The following is a 19,821-nucleotide window of genomic DNA, read 5'->3' on the forward strand; positions in this document are numbered from 1 at the left end:
GCGTCACCGGCATGCATGCGATCACGATTCCCGAACCTGGTGGTCCCGAGGCGCTGGTGTGGGACGAGGTCCCCGATCCGGTGCCCGGCGAGGGCGAGGCGCTGGTCGAGGTGGTGGCCAGCGCCGTCAACCGTGCCGACATCCTCCAGCGCCAGGGCTTCTACAACCCGCCGCCCGGCGCCTCCCCCTACCCCGGCCTGGAGTGCTCCGGCACGATCGCCGCGCTCGGTCCCGGCGTCTCCGGCTGGGCCGTCGGCGACCAGGTGTGCGCGCTGCTCGCGGGCGGCGGCTACGCCGAGAAGGTCGCCGTACCGGCCGGGCAGCTGCTGCCCGCGCCCGAGGGCGTGGACCTCAAGCGCGCCGCCGCACTGCCCGAGGTCGTCTGCACGGTCTGGTCCAACGTGTTCATGGTCGCCCATCTGCGTCCGGGCGAGACGCTGCTGGTGCACGGCGGCTCCAGCGGCATCGGCACCATGGCGATCCAGCTCGCCAAGGCCGTCGGCGCCAAGGTCGCGGTGACCGCCGGGACGAAGGAGAAGCTCGAACGGTGCGCCGAACTCGGCGCGGACGTGCTGATCAACTACCGCGAGCAGGACTTCGTCGCCGAGATCAAGCAGGCCACCGAGGGCGCGGGCGCCGACGTCATCCTCGACAACATGGGCGCGAAGTACCTGGACCGCAATGTCCAGGCGCTCGCCGTCAACGGACGCCTCGCGATCATCGGCATGCAGGGCGGTGCGAAGGGCGAGCTGAACATCGGCACGCTGCTCAGCAAGCGGGCCGCGATCAGCGCGACCTCGCTGCGTGCCCGCCCGCTGGAGGAGAAGGCCGCCATCGTCGCGGCCGTACGCGAGCACGTGTGGCCGTTGCTCGCCGGCGGGCACGTCGGCCCGGTCGTGGACTGCGAGCTGCCGATGCCGGAGGCGGCCGAGGCGCACCGGCTGGTGGAGGCGAGCGGCCACGTCGGCAAGGTGCTGCTGGTCGCGCCGTAGCGGAGGCGGTGCGGGGCGGCGCGGAGGGGCCCGGGGCGGTTCCGGGAGATCCCGGGCCGTCCCCGGCCGCCCCTGGCCGTCAGCTCTTGCGGAGTCTCAGGCCGAGGAGCGCCAGCCCCAGGCCCAGGCCGATGAGGACCAGGCCGCTGCCGAGCGGGAGGATGCGCAGGACCGGCTCCGTCGGGGCCTCGCCCGAGGGGGCCGCCTGCTCGGCGGCGGACCCCCGCGGGGAACCGGTGGGGTCCGGGCCGGTCTCCAGGGGCGACGGAGGGCCGCTCGGCACCTCCGCGGTCTCCGGCTCCTGCGGCTGGGCGGCAGGGGTCGCGGGAGGGGGGTCGTCGTCCTCGTCCTCGATCTCGGGCCCGTCCGGCCGCCCCGGCCGCATCCGCCCCTCACCGGCCCGGCTGCCCGCCCTGGACGGCTCCACGGAGGCGAGGGGGCGATAGGGGTGCACCGACGCCGAGGCGGAGTCGGACGGCATCGGCACGGCGGTGGACGCGTTCGCCGACGCCGTCCTGTCCGGGGACGCCTCGTCGGACGACGCCTCGTCGGACGACTCCTCCTCCGATTCCTCCGACTCCTCCGAGGACGTTTCCCGCGGGGACGCCTCCGGCGGGGGGCCCTGGTCCGGGCGCCCGCGGTCCCGGGCGGCGTGCCCCGGAGCCGTGTGCCCGGCGCTGGCGTGCTCCGGGACGTCCGTCAGGGCATGCGCGTGCTCGGGGGCCGCGCCCTTGCTGGTTCCCTGCCGTGTGCCGCCTGTGCCGGCCTGCTCCCGGTGTCCGGTGGCGGACGGGCGGGCGGTGTCCGGCCTGGCGGCGAGGAGGGGCGCGCCGCCGTGGGCGACGGCGGTGCCGTGCGCCGGCAGCGCCGTCGCCGTGAGGACGATCAGCAGCCGCAGACAGCGCAGCGTGAGTCGTGGGTGTGCAGTCACGTCGGTGACCTCCCGGGGCCCAGGTGCCGTGACCGATGGAAAACCGACGGGAACAAGCCTCACATCATGCGACGAAGAAGGCATTCCGGATTGGGCCGTCGGGTCTAAACGGTGGATCAGCCCCTCAGGGGGGCACCACGGTGATGAGGTGGTGGCGTGCGAGAGAATGGCGGCATGGAGATGCCGAGGAACGAACGGTCGCCGGGAAACCCCCAGATCCTTGTCGTGGGTCAGGACGGGATGGCGCTCGGCGGGGGTGACGGGCACGAGGACTCGCGTGAGACCCCGGTGACGGAGCAGGTGGAACAGCCGGCCAAGGTCATGCGGATCGGCAGCATGATCAAGCAGCTCCTGGAGGAGGTGCGGGCGGCTCCCCTCGACGAGGCCAGCCGGGTACGGCTCAGGGAGATCCACGCCAGCTCGGTGAAGGAGCTGGAGGACGGGCTGGCCCCCGAGCTGGTCGAGGAACTGGAACGGCTGTCCTTGCCGTTCACCGACGACGTCACCCCGAGCGACGCGGAACTGCGGATCGCGCAGGCACAGTTGGTGGGCTGGCTGGAGGGTCTCTTCCACGGGATCCAGACGACGCTGTTCGCCCAGCAGATGGCCGCGAGGGCCCAGTTGGAGCAGATGCGCCGCGCGCTCCCGCCGGGCGTGACCGGCTCCGAGGGCGGCGACGACCAGCACACCGGCGGCCGCTCGGGCGGACCGTACCTGTAAACCCCCGACTCGGCCGGAGACACCGAGGGCCCGGCGGACGACCGCCGGGCCCGACCCGTTCCCCGGACCCCGCCGGGGGCCGGCTCACTGCGGCGGGTTGCCCGTCGACACCCTCAGCTCGATGCTGCCCACGTCGTTCTGGTCGACGTCGGTGCCCTGCGCGGGGAACTGGTCGAGGACGGTGCCCTCACCCCAGGTGTTGTCGTCCTCGTGCTTGATGTCCCACTTCCAGCCCGCGGCCTGGAGGCACTTCTTCACGGAGCCGATGTCCTTGTACCGGAAGTCGGGCAGCTGGATCTTGTCCGGGTCGCTGTAGGACTCCTGCGGATCGGTGCACTTGGCCGGGTCGATCCGCCGGGTGGTGTCCGGGCCGCGGTAGCCCGCCCGGTGGGACGCGGACGCGGAGGCGCTCGAGCCGCCGCTGCCGGCCCCCGTGTCGTCGCCGGTGTGCTTCAGCGTGAGGGCGACGACCAGGCCGACGGCCACGACGGCCGCCACGGCGACCGAACCGATGACCACCGGCCGCCGGTTCCGGCCGCCGCCGGGCCGGCCGGCCTGGTGCGGCGCCATCGTGTACGCCGGCGGGGTCGGGGCGGCGCCCTGCGGGCCGTAGCCCGCGGGGGACGCCGGGTAGCCGCCCTGCTGCGGATAGCCGTAGCCCGGGGTGGGCGTCGGGTGGCCGTACGGGTTCGGTGCCGGGGCCGGCTGGTACGGCGTCTGTACCTGCCCGTGCGGTGCCGGGGCCGTCCGGTCGACCGGCGGGAACACCGCGGAGGCGACGCCCGAGCCGCTCTGCGCGGGACCGGCGCCCGGCACGATGCTCGGCGGGGCCGCCTGGAAGGAGGCCGCGATCCGCAGGCACTCGTCGCGCATGGACTCGGCGGTCGGGAAGCGCTCGTTCGGGTTCTTCTTCAGCGCGCGGGCGACCAGGGCGTCCACGGCGGGCGGCAGCGCGCGGTTGACCGAGGAGGGCGCCACCGGCTCCTCCTGCACATGCGCGTACGCGATGGCCAGCGGCGAGTCCGCGTCGAACGGCAGCCGCCCGGTGACCAGCTGGAACAGCATGATGCCGACCGAGTACAGGTCGGAGCGGGCGTCCACGCCGCGGCCGAGGGCCTGCTCGGGCGAGAGGTACTGCGGGGTGCCGACGACCATGCCGGTCTGGGTCATCGAGGTGACACCGGACTGCATGGCGCGGGCGATGCCGAAGTCCATGACCTTGACCACGCCCCGCCGGGTCACCATCACGTTGCCGGGCTTGATGTCGCGGTGGACCAGCCCCTTCTCGTGGCTGATCTCCAGGGCCGCGAGCACATCGGCGGTGATCTTCAGGGCCTTGTCCGCGGGCATCGCGCCGTACTGCCGGATGTCCTCCTCCAGCACGGAGCCCAGCGGCCGGCCCTCGACGTACTCCATGACGATGTACGGCGTCGCCATGCCGTTCAACTCGTCCTCGCCCGTGTCGAAGACCGAGACGATGTTGGTGTGCGTGAGCTTGGCCACTGCCTGGGCCTCGCGGCGGAAGCGCTCCCGGAAGGCCTGTTCCCGGCCGAGTTCGGTGTGCAGCGTCTTGATGGCGACCTGGCGGTCCAGCACGGCGTCGTACGCGAGGTGCACGGAGGCCATGCCGCCCTCGCCCAGCACGTCGCGCAGCTGGTAACGGCCCCCGGCCAGCGCCTGCCCCGTGTACCGGCCGTGTGCGCCGTCCTGGCTCATCTCTCCGCGTCCCCCACCGGCCGTGCGGCGCCGTCAGCCGGCGGACAGGCCTTGATCGAATGTGTCATTCCCGGCCAAGTCTGCCCGAGGGCCCGGACACGTCAAGCGCGGTGCCCGTTCCGTGACCGTACGCGCAAGAAGCGTCGCGCAAGCGTTACAGGGGGTGGACGGCCGGCTCACAGAATTTGCACGACAGCGCGTGCTAGAGGTTTCATGACCGGTCCGTCCCGGGCCGGTCTCGGTTGCCGTTCCGAACCGGTGGTCCCCGCGGAGGCTGTAGCGTGGCGGACGGAGACCGTAACAACACCGCGCGCACCGCGGGCAGAAACGACGGCGAGGACTGATGGCACAGACGCAGCGCTCTCAGGGCCCGTCCGACCCCGAGGCGACTGGCGGCGGCATGTCGGACGCGCCGGAGATGTGGGGCAACGGCGGGCTCGTCGGCGACGGCCGCTACCGGCTCACGCACCGGCTGGGCCGGGGCGGCATGGCCGAGGTGTTCGCGGCCGAGGACGTCCGCCTGGGCCGGACGGTCGCGGTGAAACTGCTCCGCGCGGACCTGGCCGAGGACCCGGTCTCCAAGGCCCGTTTCACCCGCGAGGCACAGTCCGTCGCCGGCCTCAACCACCACGCGATCGTCGCCGTGTACGACTCCGGCGAGGACACGGTGGGCGGTCAGTCCGTGCCGTACATCGTCATGGAGCTGGTCGAGGGCCGCACCATCCGCGACCTGCTGATGAACGCGGAGGCGCCGGGCCCCGAGCAGGCCCTGATCATCGTCTCCGGGGTGCTGGAGGCGCTCGCCTACTCGCACCAGCACGGCATCGTCCACCGTGACATCAAGCCGGCGAACGTCATCATCACCCACAGCGGTGCCGTCAAGGTGATGGACTTCGGCATCGCCCGCGCCCTGCACGGCGCGTCGACGACGATGACGCAGACCGGCATGGTCATGGGCACCCCGCAGTACCTGTCCCCGGAGCAGGCGCTCGGCAAGGCCGTCGACCACCGCTCCGACCTGTACGCCACCGGCTGCCTGCTGTACGAACTGCTCGCGCTGCGGCCCCCGTTCACCGGCGAGACCCCGCTGTCGGTGGTCTACCAGCACGTCCAGGACATGCCGGTGCCGCCGTCGCAGGTCTCCGAGGGGACCTGCCCGCCGGAGCTGGACGGCCTGGTCATGCGCTCGCTCGCCAAGGAGCCCGACGACCGGTTCCAGACGGCCGAGGAGATGCGCGGGCTCGTCCAGTACGGCCTGCAGATGCTCTACGACCAGGGCGGCCACACGGGCACCTGGAACACCGGCCCGGTGGAGACGCACGACGGCCGGCAGACCCCGGCGGGCGGCTTCGCAGGGACGACCGTCATGCCGCACCCGGCGGACGCCTCGGGCACCACGCAGATCCCGCAGCCGATCCTGCCCGCGGGCTACGGCAGCGGCGACGACGGCGGCTTCGAGGGGCACGGCAACAAGGGCGGCGGACGCGGCAAGCTGTGGCTCCTCGCCGTGTTCGCGGTCATCGCGATCGCGGCGGGCGTGGCGCTGGCGGTGAAGGGCGCGGGCGGCGGCAGCGGCGGCAACGACACCGACGTCCAGCCGACCAAGACGCACTCCAGGAGCACGAAGCACGAGTCGCCCACCCCGACCCCGTCCGACGACAAGACCGACCAGCCCTCGCAGACCGAGACGAACAACGGCTCCGGCACGGGCACCGGCTCCGGCTGGCCGCCGGCGACCACGCCGTCGTACACCCCGTCGAGGACGGCCAGTTCCACCCCGAGCACCGAGCCGTCGCAGCCGCAGACCTCGCAGTCCCAGCCCACGAACCCGACGAACGGCGGCACGGACGCGGGCACCGGCGACACCGGCGGTACGGCCGCGGGCACCGGTGACGCCGGTGGCACGGACGCGGGCACCGGTGACGCCGGCGGCACGGACACGGGCGGCACGACGACGGACGGCAGCACCGGAGCCACCACCGGTTGAAGCACACCCACGGAGGCCGGGACGGCGTCCCCCTGAGGTGACGCCGCCCGCACAGGCCTTGACGTCCGTCCGGGACACGCGGCCGGGCGGCTATTGCACGAACGCGTCGCACACCGCGTCGTACTCGCGGGTCCACCACACCGCGAGGGCGGACGCGGCCGGGAACTGCGTGTCCGCGCGCGTGTCGCCGCGCTCGTAGTGCCAGCGCAGCATCCAGAAGTCGTTCAGCCGCTCCCACCACACCCGGTGCACGGCCGCGGCCAGTTCCGAGGGCGTGGCGCCGGCCGCGCGCCGGTACGCGCGCGCGTAGCCCCGTACCTTCGGCAGGTCCAGGGTCCCGCCGGGCGCCACGAAGAAGATCGCGGCGGCGCGTACGGCCTCCTCCGCGCGCGGCTGTACACCGAGCCGGTCCCAGTCCACGATGGCGGCCGGGGCGTCGTCCTTGTAGAGCAGGTTGAACGGGTGGAAGTCGCCGTGCACCCAGCCCACCGAACCGCCGCGCGGGGGGCGCCGGTCCGCGTGCTGCTCCAGCAGCGCGCGGCGTTCCAGCAGCCGGTGCCGGGCGAGTTCGTCGAAGGCGTCGGCGGGGCGGTGCCGGCGGACGTGGGCGAGCAGGTGGTCGATGAGGGCGAAGGTGGCGGCCGGGTCCGCGCTCCTGACCGGGTGCGGGCTCGTCGCCGGGCGCGTGCGCCCCTTGGGGGGCATCACGCGCTCCAGACAGGCGTGCACGGCGCCCAGGAGCGCCCCCAGACGCGCGCTCTCGCCGCGGGTGAGCTGGCCGCCGTGCCGGTGCCTGCCGTCGATCCAGGGGTGCAGGGCGTAGGCGTGGCCGCCGACGACGGCGACCGTGCGGCCCTCGCGGTGCGCGAGCGGTACGGCGACCGGGACGCCGAGGTCGGCGAGGCGCCGGGTGGCCCGGTGCCGGCGTTCGATGGCGGCCGGGTCGGCGGTGTCCGGGTCGAAGTGGTGCTTGAGGAAGTATCGGCCGCGCGTGGTGCACAGCCGGTAGCCGCGGTTGAGCAGGCCCTGGTCGACCGGCTCACAGGTGAGGGCGGTACCCGCGGCGTACAGGCGGAGCAGGGCGCCCAGGGGGAGTGCGTGGGGTACGGGGGGTGGTACACATGAGCGCGGCACGCGCCAGATGCTAGGGCACGCGCGGACCCTGTGAGCTGGGGCTTGTCACAGGCAGTCGCTGATGGTCGCTTTCGGTCACGAGTCGGGCTTTTCCGTTTCCGTGTGGGCCGCGGCGAGGCCCCTCACCCCCGACTCACCCGTCCGCGGCCCCCGACGTCATCCGTATGCAGTAGATAAAGCGCGACTTTTCCGTCTTCGTGTGCGAGGCCGGTCTCACATGAAACTCTTCCCGTGACCTGGGTGCGCGGGATAACGTGCGGGTGCTCCGGACTGCCGCAAGGCTGTGACCAGCGCGCTTCCGCACCACCTCGATTTACTTGGAAGTCCAAGCAAAATCGCAGGTCAAACGGGGTTTCACAGAAATGTGGGGCACTGGGTAACGTGATGGTTGCAGGGCGCTCGCCGGGGCACCTGTCACGCCTGTTCCCGGCCGAGTGGCACCCACCCCGTGTCCCGGTGGTCGAAACAGGTGAGCCGCACTGGCCTACCGGCAACCCCGGGGGCCGGAACGACGGAGGAGCACACGTGACCGTGGAGAGCAGTGCCGCGCGCAAGCCGCGACGCACCGCCGCAGGCAAGGCCGGCACCGCCGGCGGCAAGACCGGTACCACCCGGGCCGCGACCGGGACCACCGGCACCAAGCGCGCCACCCGCAGCACCGCCGGGAAGGGCACCGAGCCGGAGCTCGTCCAGCTGCTGACGCCGGAGGGCAAGCGGGTCAAGAACGCCGAGTACGACCCCTACGTCGCCGGCATCACCCCCGAAGAGCTGCGCGGCCTGTACCGCGACATGGTGCTCACCCGCCGCTTCGACGCGGAGGCCACCGCCCTGCAGCGCCAGGGCGAACTGGGCCTGTGGGCCTCCCTGCTGGGCCAGGAGGCCGCCCAGATCGGCTCCGGCCGGGCCACCCGCGAGGACGACTACGTCTTCCCGACCTACCGGGAGCACGGTGTCGCCTGGTGCCGCGGCGTCGACCCGACCAACCTGCTCGGCATGTTCCGCGGTGTGAACAACGGCGGCTGGGACCCGAACAGCAACAACTTCCACCTGTACACGATCGTCATCGGCTCGCAGACGCTGCACGCCACCGGCTACGCGATGGGCGTCGCCAAGGACGGCGCGGACTCGGCGGTCATCGCCTACTTCGGCGACGGCGCCTCCAGCCAGGGCGACGTCGCCGAATCGTTCACCTTCTCCGCCGTCTACAACGCCCCCGTGGTGTTCTTCTGCCAGAACAACCAGTGGGCGATCTCCGAACCCACCGAGAAGCAGACCCGCGTCCCGCTCTACCAGCGCGCCCAGGGCTACGGCTTCCCGGGCGTCCGGGTCGACGGCAACGACGTGCTGGCCTGTCTCGCGGTCACCAAGTGGGCGCTGGAGCGCGCCCGCAACGGCGAGGGCCCCACCCTGGTGGAGGCGTTCACCTACCGCATGGGCGCCCACACCACCTCCGACGACCCCACCCGCTACCGGGGCGACGAGGAGCGGCTGGCCTGGGAGGCGAAGGACCCGATCCTGCGCCTGCGCCGGTACCTGGAGACCTCACACCACGCGGACGAGGGATTCTTCGCGGAACTCGAGAGCGAGTCCGAGGCGTTGGGCAAACGAGTGCGCGAAGCGGTCCGCGCCATGCCCGACCCGGACCGCTTCGCCATCTTCGAGAACGCGTACGCGGACGGGCACGCGCTCGTCGACGAGGAGCGCGCCCAGTTCGCCGCCTACCAGGCGTCGTTCGCCGATGAAGGGGGTCACTGAGATGGCCGAGAAGATGGCGATGGCCAAGGCCATCAACGAGTCGCTGCGCCGTGCCCTGGAGACCGACCCCAAGGTCCTGATCATGGGCGAGGACGTCGGCAAGCTCGGCGGCGTCTTCCGGGTGACGGACGGACTGCAGAAGGACTTCGGCGAGAGCCGGGTCATCGACACCCCGCTCGCCGAGTCCGGCATCGTCGGCACCGCGATCGGCCTGGCCCTGCGCGGCTACCGCCCGGTGGTGGAGATCCAGTTCGACGGCTTCGTCTTCCCGGCCTACGACCAGATCGTGACCCAGCTCGCCAAGATGCACGCCCGCTCGCTGGGCAAGGTCAAGCTGCCGGTCGTCGTCCGCATCCCCTACGGCGGCGGCATCGGCGCGGTCGAGCACCACTCGGAGTCCCCGGAAGCGCTGTTCGCGCACGTGGCGGGCCTGAAGGTCGTCTCCCCGTCCCACGCGTCGGACGCGTACTGGATGATGCAGCAGGCCATCCAGAGCGACGACCCGGTGATCTACTTCGAGCCCAAGCGGCGCTACTGGGACAAGGCCGAGGTCGACCCCGAGGCGATCCCCGCCCCGCTGCACAAGGCGCGCGTGGTCCGCGAGGGCACCGACCTGACCCTGGCGGCCTACGGCCCCATGGTGAAGCTGTGCCAGGAGGCGGCGGCCGCGGCGGCCGAGGAGGGCAAGTCCCTGGAGGTCCTGGACCTGCGCTCGGTCAGCCCCCTCGACTTCGACTCCGTCCAGGCCTCGGTGGAGAAGACCCGCCGCCTGGTCGTGGTGCACGAGGCGCCGGTGTTCTTCGGCTCCGGCGCGGAGATCGCCGCCCGGATCACCGAGCGCTGCTTCTACCACCTGGAGGCACCGGTCCTGCGGGTCGGCGGCTACCACGCCCCGTACCCGCCGGCGCGCCTGGAGGAGGAGTACCTGCCGGACCTGGACCGTGTGCTCGACGCCGTCGACCGCTCGCTGGCGTACTGAGGAGAGGGTCGTGACGACGATGACGGAAGCGTCCGTACGCGAGTTCAAGATGCCCGACGTGGGCGAGGGACTCACCGAGGCCGAGATCCTCAAGTGGTACGTCAAGCCGGGCGACACGGTGACGGACGGCCAGGTGGTCTGCGAGGTGGAGACGGCGAAGGCGGCCGTCGAACTGCCCATCCCCTACGACGGCGTGGTGCGCGAACTGCACTTCCCCGAGGGCACCACGGTGGACGTGGGCACGCCCATCATCGCGGTGGCGGTGGCCGGGGCCGGCGGTGCCGCGCCGCAGTCCCCCGCCGAGCAGCCCGCGGCGGCACCGGCCCCGGCCCCGGCCCCGGCCCCGGCCGAGGACGAGCCGAAGCCGGAGGGCCGCCAGCCGGTCCTCGTCGGGTACGGCGTGGCGACCTCCTCCACCAGGCGCCGCCCGCGCAAGGGCCCCGAGGTCACCGTTCCGGCGCCGGCCCAGGCGGTCCAGGCGGAGCTGAACGGCCACGGCGGCGCGCTCTCCGAGAAGTCCCGCCCGCTGGCCAAGCCGCCGGTGCGCAAGCTGGCCAAGGACCTGGGCGTCGACCTGGCCGCGATCACCCCGTCCGGCCCGGACGGCATCATCACGCGTGACGACGTCCACGCGGCGGCCGCGCCCCGGACGGCCGAGCCGGCCGCCCCGGTCACGGCGGCGCCCGCCGCTCCCGCGGCCCCGGCGCCCGTGGCGTCGTACGACACCGCGCGCGAGACCCGCATCCCGGTCAAGGGCGTCCGCAAGGCCACCGCGCAGGCGATGGTCGGCTCGGCGTTCACCGCGCCGCACGTCACCGAGTTCGTGACGGTGGACGTGACCCGCACGATGAAGCTGGTCGAGGAGCTGAAGCAGGACAAGGAGATGCAGGGCCTGCGGGTCAACCCGCTCCTGCTGATCGCCAAGGCCCTGCTGGTGGCCATCAAGCGCAACCCGGACATCAACGCGTCCTGGGACGAGGCGAACCAGGAGATCGTGCGCAAGCACTACGTCAACCTGGGCATCGCGGCGGCCACCCCGCGCGGCCTGATCGTCCCGAACATCAAGGACGCGCAGGACAAGACGCTCCCGCAGCTGGCGCAGGCGCTGGGCGAGCTGGTCTCCACGGCCCGCGAGGGCAAGACCTCCCCCGCGGCGATGCAGGGCGGCACGGTGACCATCACCAACGTCGGCGTCTTCGGCGTCGACACGGGCACCCCGATCCTCAACCCGGGCGAGTCGGCGATCCTCGCGGTCGGTGCGATCAAGCTCCAGCCGTGGGTCCACAAGGGCAAGGTGAAGCCGCGTCAGGTCACCACCCTGGCCCTGAGCTTCGACCACCGCCTGGTGGACGGCGAGCTGGGATCCAAGGTGCTCGCGGACGTCGCGGCGATCCTGGAGCAGCCGAAGCGGCTGATCACCTGGGCCTGAGCGCCCTTTGGGACGGTGACGCCGGAGACCTGGAGGGGGCGGCCGCAGCATCCGCTTGCGACCGCCCTTCCCTCACGGGGTACCCGGCCCGGACGCGGGCCGCAGGGCGTTGAGCAAGGCCGCGCCCCGTTCGGCGTCGTCCACGCTCACCGCGAAGTCCGTACGGCGGCCCCGGGGGCGTACGACCAGGCAGTCGCCGGCGCGGAGCATGACCGTCGTACCGAGGCCGCTGAGGCGGTAGCCCCAGCCACCGACCTGGGACGGGAGCCGTCGCTCGGCGCGGGCGGACTCGATGGCCGCCGGGGCCCACCGGCGGGCGGGCCAGCCGAGCGGGCCGAACGACACCTCCAGGCCCGCTTCCGACACCTTCGCCTGGACCGAGGAGAACGCCGCGCCGGCGAGGGAGACCACGGCGCAGCCCGCGCACGCCGGCCACAGTCCGGCGGGGTCCGCCGGGCCGACGGCCAGCGCCACCAGCGAGCCGGCGGCGATCAGGCCCGCCACCGCCGCCAGCAGTTGCAGCCAGGGGTTGGCCACGCGGGAGAACCACACCAGCCGCTCGCTCTCGGACAGCTTCAGGCCGGGGGCCGCGGTGGCCGGCGGTGCGGTCGGCCGGGTGGTGAACCGCCAGGTCAGCGCGCCGACGACCGCTGCCGTGGCCAGGCACACCACCACGGAGAGGGCCGGCAGACGGGCCTCGTGCCAGTCCGCGCGGTCCAGGTTGGCGCGGACCACGCAGACCTGCGCGCCGACGAGCAGCGTCGCCGTGGGCGCCAGTGTCAGCGCCCGCCAGGGCCGTACAGCCGGCCAGGAGCGGCGCCATCGCACGCTCACCGCGAGCGTGATCACGAGCCAGACGCCCGCCGGGAAGAGGGACGCCTCCCACAGGGGCATCGAGCCGTCGGGGGCGCCGCCGCCCCAGTGGGTCGCCAGGCGGCCGGGGAGCCGGCCACGCACGGCCCAGGGCAGGCCGGCGAGCACGGCCGTGACGGCCGCTGCCGAGCCGATGGGCCACCAGCGCGCCGTACGGCCCCGGGACGCGCGCCCCTTGCCCTTTCCCGCCATGCCGGTCGCACCCGTCACGTCAGCCCCCGGATCATGTCGATGAGATCGCTCCGGCTGTAGCCCAGCCGGGACGCCTCCGCCCACAGTTCCCGCACCCGGATCTGGAGCCCGGAGCGCCGGTCCGCGCCCTCGGCGACCGTGATGCCCCGGCCCCGGCGGAATTCCAGCAGGCCCTCGTCCCGCAGCTCGCGCAGGCCGCGCAGGACGGTGTTGACGTTGATGTCGAGGGCCGTGGACAGATCGCGGGCCGAGGGCAGCCGGTCACCGGCTCCGCACTCGCCCTCGGCGATGGCCCGCCGGATCGCCGCGGCGACCTGCTCGTGCAGGGGACGGGTGTCGGTCGTGTCCAGACGCAGCAACATGGTGCTAATGAGGCTAGCACCATGCATGTCATCCTGGCACTGCGCGCAGCAGAAAGGGCCCGACGCCGTGCGCGTCGGGCCCTGCGGCCGGAAGGAGTGTCAGCCGACCTTGGCGAAGCCGTAGTTGAGCAGCTTCTTGGCGTCCGTCTCGCGCTGGGTGATGGAGGAGGAGGCGAGGACGGTGCCGATGACGGTCTTGCCGTTCCGGGTCGCGGCGAAGACCAGGCAGTACTTGGCCTCCGGGCCGGAGCCGGTCTTCACGCCGATGGTGCCGCTGTAGCTGCTGAGGAGCCCGTTGGTGTTCTTCCACGGGTTCATCGTGCGGGTGCTGCCGGTCTTGGTGACCGTCTTCGCGGTGTACGACTTGGTCTTGACGATCGTGCGGAACGTGGAGCTCTTCATCGCGCTGCTGGCGATCTGCGTCAGGTCGCGCGGCGTCGAGTAGTTGGAGCCGTTGCCGATGCCGTCGAACGAGTCGAAGTGGGTGTTCTTCAGGCCCAGGTTCTTGGCGGCGGTGTTCATCTTGCCGATGAAGGACTTCACCCGCGCGGCCCGCGTGGAGCCGGAGCCGAACTTGTCGGCGAGGGCGTAGGCGGCGTCGCAGCCGGACGGCAGCATCAGGCCGTACAGCAGCTGACGCACGGTCACCTTGTCGCCGACGATCAGGTGGGCCTGGGAGGCGTTGTTCTTGACGACGTAGTCGCTGTACGCCTTCTGGATCGTGACCTTGGCGTCGAGGTTCAGGTTCGGCTGGGCGAGCACGACCTTGGCGGTCATGATCTTGGTGGTGGAGCCGGTGGAGCGCTTGGTGTCCGCCGCCTTCGTGTACAGCGTCTTGGCGTTGGCGTTGTTCATCACGAACCCGCCCTTGGCCACGATCGACGGCGTGGTGACGGCCTGCGCGGGCGCTGCGGTGAGGGCACCGGTCGCGAGCAGCGCGCCGGACGTGATGGCGACGGCGGTTGCTCTGCGGAGGCGGATGCCCTTGATGCCGGTATTCAAAGTGATGACCTCGAATGTCTTGAATGCCCTTGGAATGCGGCCGAGTTGAGGTGGCAAGCGAAAGGGGGCCGCATAGGTGTGACACGTAAGTAGCACAGAAGGTTGTGCGGTCGCTGCGAGAGACGTGCGTCACGTCCGCATGGTGGACGGTCCCGCTCTTGCGTACGTGTTGTATCTATGCTGTCGGCATGAACACGGCCGTCGAGCAGTCCGCCCCGCAGTCCCTCAAGCCGCCACCCGCCGCCGACCGCGTGTACACCCACGTCAAGCAGGGTGTGCTCGGCCGCCGCTACGAGGGCGGCACCCTCCTCACCGAGGGTGAGCTGGCCGAGGCCGTCGGCGTCTCGCGCACCCCCGTCCGGGAGGCCCTGCTGCGGCTGGAGGCCGAGGGCCTCATCCGGCTCTACCCGAAGAAGGGCGCCCTGGTCCTGCCGGTCTCCGCACAGGAGATCGCCGACGTGGTGGAGACCCGGCTGCTGGTCGAGGAGCACGCGGCCCGCAAGGCCGTACCCGCTCCGCCGGGCCTGCTGGAGCGGCTGGCGGAGCTGCTGGAGCAGCAGAAGGCGCAGGCCGCGGCCGGCGACCTGGCCGCCGCCGCGGTCACCGACCGCTGCTTCCACGCCGAGATCGTGCGCAGCGGCGGCAACGAGATCCTCTCCCGGCTCTACGACCAGCTGCGCGACCGACAGCTGCGGATGGGAGTCGCCGTCATGCACTCCCACCCCGACCGGATCGCCAAGACGCTCGCCGAGCACGAGGAGATCCTGGACGCGCTGCGCGCCGGCGACGCGGAGGCGGCCGTCGGGATCGTGCACCGGCACGTGGGCTGGTTCTCGCACCTGGCCCGGGGTGAGGTCCGATGAGCCTGCCGGAACGCGGCGCCACCCTTCCGGGCGATCCGCCGGGCGGGCGCCGGGCCGTCGCCGTGTGGTCCATAGGCGTGGCCGTCTACTTCGTCGCCGTCATCTTCCGTACGTCGCTGGGGGTGGCCGGCCTCGACGCGGCCGACCGCTTCCACGTGGGCGCCTCCGCCCTCTCCACGTTCTCCATCCTCCAGCTGCTGGTCTACGCGGGCATGCAGATACCCGTCGGCCTGCTCGTGGACCACCTCGGCACCAAGAAGGTGCTGAGCATCGGCGCGGTGCTCTTCACCGCCGGGCAGCTGGGCTTCGCCTTCTCGCCCTCGTACGGCACCGCGCTCGCCTCCCGGGCGCTGCTGGGCTGCGGCGACGCGATGACCTTCATCAGCGTGCTGCGGCTCGGCACCCGCTGGTTCCCGGTCCGGCGCGGGCCGCTGGTCGCGCAGCTCGCGGGCCTGGTCGGGATGGCGGGCAACCTGGTCTCCACGCTGGTCCTGTCCCGGCTGCTGCACGGCATCGGCTGGACCCCGGCGTTCGCGGGCAGCGCGCTGGCGGGCGCGGTCGTCCTCGTGCTCACCCTGCTGTTCCTGAAGGACCACGCGGAAGGGCAGGAGCCGGCGCCGTCCCCGCACCGCGGCGGGGCCTACGTCCGCGGGCAGATCGCCGCGTCCTGGCGGGAGCCGGGCACCCGCCTGGGCCTGTGGGTGCACTTCACCACCCAGTTCCCGGCGATGGTGTTCCTGCTGCTGTGGGGCCTGCCGTTCCTGGTCGAGGCGCAGGGCCTCAGCCGCGCCACGGCCGGCGAACTGCTCACCCTCGTCGTGCTGTCCAACATGGTGATCGGCCTGGTCTACGGCCAGATCGTCGCCCGGCACCACGCGGCGCGGCTGCCGCTGGCACTGGGCACGGTGGCCGCCACCGCGCTGCTGTGGGCGGCGACCCTGGCCTACCCCGGGGAGCACGCCCCGATGTGGCTGCTGCTGGTGCTGTGCGCGGTGCTCGGCGCGTGCGGACCGGCGTCGATGCTCGGCTTCGACTTCGCCCGGCCGGCCAACCCGCCCGAGCGACAGGGCACGGCGTCCGGCATCACCAACATGGGTGGCTTCGTCGCCTCCATGACGACGCTCTTCGCGATCGGCGTGCTGCTGGACGCGACGGGGGACGACTACACCGTGGCGTTCAGCGCGGTGTTCGTGCTCCAGGCGCTCGGGGTCGGTCAGATCCTGCGGCTGCGCGGGCGGGCGGCGCGGCGGGAGCGGGAGCGGCTGGTCGCCAGCCGGGTGGAGACGGTGCACGTGCCCGCGGCGTGAGCCACGGGTGCCCCCGCGCGCCCGCCCGTCCTCGGCCCCAGGGGGCGGCCGGGTGCCGTCACGGCGTCACCGCGAAGTGCCGCAGGATGGCCGCCGCGAGGTCCTGGTCGCCCTCCGTCTTCACCCGGTCCGCCACCGCCTCGGGGCTCACCCGGCCGCAGGCCAGACGGACGTAGGTCTCCCAGTCGAGGCTGAGGGTGGCCGCCGGGCCGAGGGCGGGGGCGGTCTCCACCGTGCCCCGGCCCTGGATGTCGACGCGGACCGTGCGCAGGAACTCGACCGGGCCGTGCACGTCGAACACGATCGCCGAGCTGCGCGGGGCGTCCGCGTCGTGCGCCACGACCTTGGGCAGCGCCTCCAGCAGGACGTCCCGGGTGACGTAGGCGCCCGGCGAGTCCAGGTTGCCGGGGCGGCCGAGGGCCGTGCGCAGGTCCTGCTCGTGCACCCACACGTCGAACGCGCGGGCGCGGTAGGCCTGTTCCAGGGTGATGTCCTTGCCCAGCGGGCCGCGCACCTTCGTGCCGGGGTCCCGGGCCTCGTTGCGCAGCTGGCGGTTGCGGCGGATGACCGTGTACTCCAGCTCGGCCGTCATCTCCGGCGCCGTGTGGTGGCGGCGGACGTCGACCTGCATCTCCATGTAGCGCTGGTGCTCGGTGGTGACGTGGAAGAGGTCGCGCGGCAGGGAGTGGATGGGGCGCGGGTCGCCGAGCATCTCGCAGTCCAGGCCGATGACATGGGACACGATGTCCCGCACCGACCAGCCGGGGCAGGGTGTCCGCCGGTTCCACTCGCCCTCGACGAGCGGCTGCACCATCTCGGATATCGCTTCGACGGAGTGGGTCCAGGCGTCGGCGTAGGGCTGGAGGGTGGGATGCAGACTCACGGAACGGGACCCCTCGGCGGTCGGTACACGGGCAGGTTGTGGCGGCATGGCCAGTGGGCGGCTGCACTTCGGCGGGTGTCTTCGGAAGGCTCCCAGGTTCTCGGCTTCGCTCGAACTGGGGGCACCCCCAAGTTACGCTGCTGAAAGGCACCCCGGCAGTGCTTTCGTGTGACGATCGTAGGCCCGTGTGGACGACTCGAATGCCAGGACGGTGGTAGTGTGCGCGCCTCGCTGATCCAGATCGCTGTGGACGAGGACGAACCGGTCGACTCCCGGCGCCTGCGCGCGGCCGCGCTGGTGCGGGAGCAGAGCGGGGCCGACCTCGTCGTCCTGCCCGAACTGTGGACCACCGGCGCCTTCGCCTTCGAGGAGTTCGGCCGCGCGGCCGAGCCGCTCGAAGGGCCGACGCACGAGGCGATGGCCAAGGCGGCGAGCGACGCGGGCGTGTGGCTGCACGCGGGCTCCCTGCCCGAGAGGGACCCGGACGGCACCCTCTACAACACGTCCCTCCTCTTCTCCCCCTCCGGTGAGCGGGCCGCGGCCTACCGCAAGATCCACCGCTTCGGCTTCGACAAGGGCGAGGCGGTGCTGATGGGCGCGGGCCGGGACCTGGTGACAGTCCGGCTGCCGCAGACCACGCTCGGCCTGGCCACCTGCTACGACCTGCGTTTCCCCGAGCTCTTCCGCGGTCTGGTCGACGCCGGCGCCGAGACGCTGGTGATCCCGGCGGGCTGGCCCGAGCGGCGGCGCGCGCACTGGACGCTGCTGGCCCGGGCGCGGGCGGTGGAGAACCAGGCGTTCGTGCTCGCCTGTGGAACGGCCGGGACCCACGCCGGAGTTCCGCAGGCGGGTCACTCGATCGTGGTGGATCCGTGGGGCGAGGTGCTCGCCGAGGCCGGCCCCGGGGAAGAGGTCCTCACGGTCGACCTGGACCCGGCGAGGGCCGGCGCGACCCGCGAACAGTTCCCGGCGCTCAAGGACCGGGTACTGGGTCTCGAACCGCCCCGGCGCCAGCCCTAGGCGGCGTCAGTCCTCCTCCCCCTCCTTCTCGGCGAGGTGGATCACGCACACCGCCACCGCGATCAGCAGCGCCGGGTCGGCGTCCTCCCGTACGACGTCCACGCCGTAGGTGTCGCGGATGCTCAGCCAGCGGCGGGAGATCACCGCGAGGAGTTCGCCGTCGTACTCGACGGCGAACTCGCGGTCCAGGATCTTCCCGCTGACGTCAAGTTCGGTGCCGTCCACCAGGGAGACCCGGTAGTGGTTGCGCAGCAGGGACAGCCGCTTGCGCCGGATCCTGGCCAGGGGCTCGCCGTCGCGTTCGATCAGCATGGTGTCGCGCAGGGCGAACATCTTCTGGTGGATGTCGATCAGGACCCGCCCCTGGGTGTCCTTCAGCTCGAAGGTGTCCCGCAGGCGCATCGCCTTGCCGTCGACGAGGAACACCTTCCGGCCCTGTTCGTCCTCGATCCACCAGTCGTCACCGATGCCGAGGATCCGGTCGCGCACGAGGAATCTCATACGGGTCATGCTTCCCCGGCGCGAGCCGATCGTCACAGGCCGTGCCGGTTCGCCGGGCCGGCCCGGGGACCGCGCGCGCTCCACGGCGAGCGTCTCGCGGCGCGCCCCTGACGGGAGGCCGGAATCCACCGGGACACCAGGTGTTCCGCGAATGAACTTCCGGTGCTCCCGGGGTGTTGGCCAACCAACGGCACCACCCCCGAGTCGAACGGTGCGGAAGCCGGCGCCGGCCGGCCGAAGAGTCCGCCCGTTCCCCCCGGAGGTCACCGTGTCCGCTCGTACCCACCACCGCCGGCCCGCCCGCGCGCTCGTCCTGGCCGTCGGCACGGCCGCCGCGCTGGCCGTGCCGTCCGCCCTGGCCGGCACCGCGTCGGCGGCCACCTCGCCCGCCACCGCCGCGGTCAACCAGTACGACTGGCAGCTCACGTACCAGGCCGCCCCCGGCCAGGCCAACAAGGCCACCGTCACGGCGTCCCTCACCGCCGACCGCTCGGGCATCACCTACCTGATCGATGACACCGTCACGATCAAGGCCGGTCACGGCTGCGCCCACCCGGACGGCGCGGACCCCACGAAGGTCTCCTGCACGGTCACCAGCCTCGACAGCCAGGACCCGTACGCCGCCCTCGTCGTGAACCTCGGTGACCGCGACGACACCCTCGCCTACAAGAACGCCACCGACCAGATCTACTACTACGCCCAGATCTCCCTGGGCTCCGGCAACGACAAGGCGACCGACTCCGGCCGCCTCGACGGCGCCTACGTCTCGGGCGACGCGGGCAACGACAGGATCACGGTCGGCAAGGAGGGCCTGGCCTGGGGCGGCGACGGGAACGACACCATCGACGCGAGCGGCGGCGACAACATCGTGCAGGGCGGCAAGGGCGACGACGTGCTGCACGGCGGCAGCGGAGCGCAGTACCTGGCCGGTGACGACGGCAAGGACACGCTCACCGGCGGCACCGGCGACGACACCCTGTACGGCGGCAAGGGCGACGACGTCCTGTACGGCAACAGCGGCAACGACAAGCTGTACGGCAACAGCGGCAACGACAGGCTCTACGGCGGTCCGGGCCGGGACACGCTCTCCGGCGGCCCCGGACGGAACGTGCTGCACCAGGACTGACCGCCGCGCCGGTCACGGGCGGAGTCGTACCGCGCCCGGGTTGTCCACA

18 protein-coding genes are annotated in these 19,821 nt (G+C 72.4%); 10 read left to right on the forward strand and 8 right to left on the reverse strand.

The features are described from left to right. The first annotated feature begins 11 nt into the window (after window positions 1–11). On the forward strand, window positions 12–992 hold the full coding sequence (locus AB0947_RS10860; protein WP_366750005.1) for an NAD(P)H-quinone oxidoreductase: 981 nt from the start codon (window positions 12–14) through the stop codon (window positions 990–992). 79 nt (window positions 993–1,071) lie between these two features. Here the strand turns inward: AB0947_RS10860 and AB0947_RS10865 are convergent, their stop codons facing one another. Beyond that, window positions 1,072–1,923 (reverse strand): hypothetical protein, encoded by an 852-nt coding sequence (locus tag AB0947_RS10865; protein ID WP_366750006.1) that lies wholly within the window; start codon window positions 1,921–1,923, stop codon window positions 1,072–1,074. Window positions 1,924–2,097: 174 nt separating this feature from the next. Between AB0947_RS10865 and AB0947_RS10870 the strand changes: the two genes are divergently transcribed. Then, window positions 2,098–2,643, forward strand: coding sequence for a bacterial proteasome activator family protein (locus AB0947_RS10870; protein WP_366750007.1), 546 nt, complete (start codon window positions 2,098–2,100; stop codon window positions 2,641–2,643). 84 nt (window positions 2,644–2,727) lie between these two features. Here AB0947_RS10870 and AB0947_RS10875 read toward each other — a convergent pair whose 3' ends face one another. Then, complete coding sequence (locus tag AB0947_RS10875) at window positions 2,728–4,359, reverse strand: protein kinase (RefSeq protein WP_366750008.1); 1,632 nt, start codon at window positions 4,357–4,359, stop codon at window positions 2,728–2,730. A gap of 343 nt (window positions 4,360–4,702) precedes the next feature. Here AB0947_RS10875 and AB0947_RS10880 point away from each other — a divergent pair, with 343 nt between their 5' ends. Beyond that, entirely contained in the window at window positions 4,703–6,346 is a 1,644-nt protein-coding gene (locus AB0947_RS10880; protein WP_366750009.1) for a protein kinase, read from the forward strand. A 90-nt stretch (window positions 6,347–6,436) separates the two neighbouring features. Here the strand turns inward: AB0947_RS10880 and AB0947_RS10885 are convergent, their stop codons facing one another. Further along, entirely contained in the window at window positions 6,437–7,480 is a 1,044-nt protein-coding gene (locus AB0947_RS10885; protein WP_366750010.1) for a phosphotransferase, read from the reverse strand. Between the two features lie 525 nt (window positions 7,481–8,005). On the opposite strand from AB0947_RS10885, the gene pdhA reads away from it, so the two are divergent. Genes pdhA through AB0947_RS10900 form a run of 3 tightly spaced genes read left to right on the forward strand, consistent with a single transcriptional unit; the run spans window position 8,006 to window position 11,643 of the window. Continuing rightward, window positions 8,006–9,235: a pyruvate dehydrogenase (acetyl-transferring) E1 component subunit alpha gene (pdhA, locus tag AB0947_RS10890; protein ID WP_366750012.1), complete on the forward strand. Its 1,230-nt coding sequence runs from the start codon at window positions 8,006–8,008 to the stop codon at window positions 9,233–9,235. Window position 9,236: 1 nt separating this feature from the next. Beyond that, complete coding sequence (locus AB0947_RS10895) at window positions 9,237–10,214, forward strand: alpha-ketoacid dehydrogenase subunit beta (protein WP_366750013.1); 978 nt, start codon at window positions 9,237–9,239, stop codon at window positions 10,212–10,214. Between the two features lie 10 nt (window positions 10,215–10,224). After that, window positions 10,225–11,643, forward strand: a complete 1,419-nt coding sequence (locus AB0947_RS10900; RefSeq protein WP_366750014.1) for a dihydrolipoamide acetyltransferase family protein — start codon at window positions 10,225–10,227, stop codon at window positions 11,641–11,643. A 72-nt stretch (window positions 11,644–11,715) separates the two neighbouring features. Here AB0947_RS10900 and AB0947_RS10905 read toward each other — a convergent pair whose 3' ends face one another. The 3 genes from AB0947_RS10905 to AB0947_RS10915 form a co-directional block, all read right to left on the reverse strand. Further along, entirely contained in the window at window positions 11,716–12,726 is a 1,011-nt protein-coding gene (locus AB0947_RS10905) for a DUF1648 domain-containing protein (protein WP_366750015.1), read from the reverse strand. Continuing rightward, window positions 12,723–13,070, reverse strand: a complete 348-nt coding sequence (locus tag AB0947_RS10910; RefSeq protein ID WP_366750016.1) for a GntR family transcriptional regulator — start codon at window positions 13,068–13,070, stop codon at window positions 12,723–12,725. The genes AB0947_RS10905 and AB0947_RS10910 overlap by 4 nt, the downstream gene beginning before the upstream one ends. A 99-nt stretch (window positions 13,071–13,169) precedes the next feature. Next, window positions 13,170–14,072, reverse strand: a complete 903-nt coding sequence (locus AB0947_RS10915; protein WP_366750017.1) for a D-alanyl-D-alanine carboxypeptidase — start codon at window positions 14,070–14,072, stop codon at window positions 13,170–13,172. Between the two features lie 188 nt (window positions 14,073–14,260). On the opposite strand from AB0947_RS10915, the gene AB0947_RS10920 reads away from it, so the two are divergent. Together AB0947_RS10920 and AB0947_RS10925 are read left to right on the forward strand one after the other, a co-directional pair. Next, entirely contained in the window at window positions 14,261–14,935 is a 675-nt protein-coding gene (locus AB0947_RS10920) for a GntR family transcriptional regulator (RefSeq protein WP_366750018.1), read from the forward strand. Further along, window positions 14,932–16,242 (forward strand): MFS transporter, encoded by a 1,311-nt coding sequence (locus tag AB0947_RS10925; protein WP_366750019.1) that lies wholly within the window; start codon window positions 14,932–14,934, stop codon window positions 16,240–16,242. The genes AB0947_RS10920 and AB0947_RS10925 overlap by 4 nt, the downstream gene beginning before the upstream one ends. Window positions 16,243–16,300: 58 nt before the next feature. Here AB0947_RS10925 and AB0947_RS10930 read toward each other — a convergent pair whose 3' ends face one another. Further along, window positions 16,301–17,125, reverse strand: coding sequence for a maleylpyruvate isomerase family mycothiol-dependent enzyme (locus tag AB0947_RS10930; protein WP_366750020.1), 825 nt, complete (start codon window positions 17,123–17,125; stop codon window positions 16,301–16,303). A 219-nt stretch (window positions 17,126–17,344) separates the two neighbouring features. On the opposite strand from AB0947_RS10930, the gene AB0947_RS10935 reads away from it, so the two are divergent. After that, window positions 17,345–18,145 carry a carbon-nitrogen family hydrolase gene (locus AB0947_RS10935; RefSeq protein WP_366750021.1) on the forward strand — a complete coding sequence of 267 codons (801 nt, stop codon included), beginning with the start codon at window positions 17,345–17,347 and terminating at the stop codon, window positions 18,143–18,145. Between the two features lie 6 nt (window positions 18,146–18,151). Here the strand turns inward: AB0947_RS10935 and AB0947_RS10940 are convergent, their stop codons facing one another. Next, window positions 18,152–18,646: an LURP-one-related family protein gene (locus tag AB0947_RS10940; RefSeq protein WP_366750022.1), complete on the reverse strand. Its 495-nt coding sequence runs from the start codon at window positions 18,644–18,646 to the stop codon at window positions 18,152–18,154. A 268-nt stretch (window positions 18,647–18,914) separates the two neighbouring features. On the opposite strand from AB0947_RS10940, the gene AB0947_RS10945 reads away from it, so the two are divergent. Next, complete coding sequence (locus AB0947_RS10945) at window positions 18,915–19,772, forward strand: calcium-binding protein (RefSeq protein WP_366750023.1); 858 nt, start codon at window positions 18,915–18,917, stop codon at window positions 19,770–19,772. Window positions 19,773–19,821: the final 49 nt, after the last annotated feature.

The sequence above is a fragment of the Streptomyces sp. NPDC047841 genome, from assembly GCF_040704085.1.
GTDB lineage: Bacteria > Actinomycetota > Actinomycetes > Streptomycetales > Streptomycetaceae > Streptomyces > Streptomyces argyrophylli.

Bases quoted from the DNA above. Each gene is read 5' to 3' on its own strand.
- AB0947_RS10880 (WP_366750009.1), top strand. From the start codon at position 4,703: ATGGCACAGACGCAGCGCTCTCAGGGCCCGTCCGACCCCGAGGCGACT.
- AB0947_RS10895 (WP_366750013.1), top strand. From the start codon at position 9,237: ATGGCCGAGAAGATGGCGATGGCCAAGGCCATCAACGAGTCGCTGCGC.
- AB0947_RS10870 (WP_366750007.1), top strand. From the start codon at position 2,098: ATGGAGATGCCGAGGAACGAACGGTCGCCGGGAAACCCCCAGATCCTT.
- AB0947_RS10875 (WP_366750008.1), bottom strand. From the start codon at position 4,359: ATGAGCCAGGACGGCGCACACGGCCGGTACACGGGGCAGGCGCTGGCC.
- AB0947_RS10860 (WP_366750005.1), top strand. From the start codon at position 12: ATGCATGCGATCACGATTCCCGAACCTGGTGGTCCCGAGGCGCTGGTG.
- AB0947_RS10920 (WP_366750018.1), top strand. From the start codon at position 14,261: ATGAACACGGCCGTCGAGCAGTCCGCCCCGCAGTCCCTCAAGCCGCCA.
- AB0947_RS10925 (WP_366750019.1), top strand. From the start codon at position 14,932: ATGAGCCTGCCGGAACGCGGCGCCACCCTTCCGGGCGATCCGCCGGGC.
- AB0947_RS10910 (WP_366750016.1), bottom strand. From the start codon at position 13,070: ATGTTGCTGCGTCTGGACACGACCGACACCCGTCCCCTGCACGAGCAG.
- AB0947_RS10940 (WP_366750022.1), bottom strand. From the start codon at position 18,646: ATGAGATTCCTCGTGCGCGACCGGATCCTCGGCATCGGTGACGACTGG.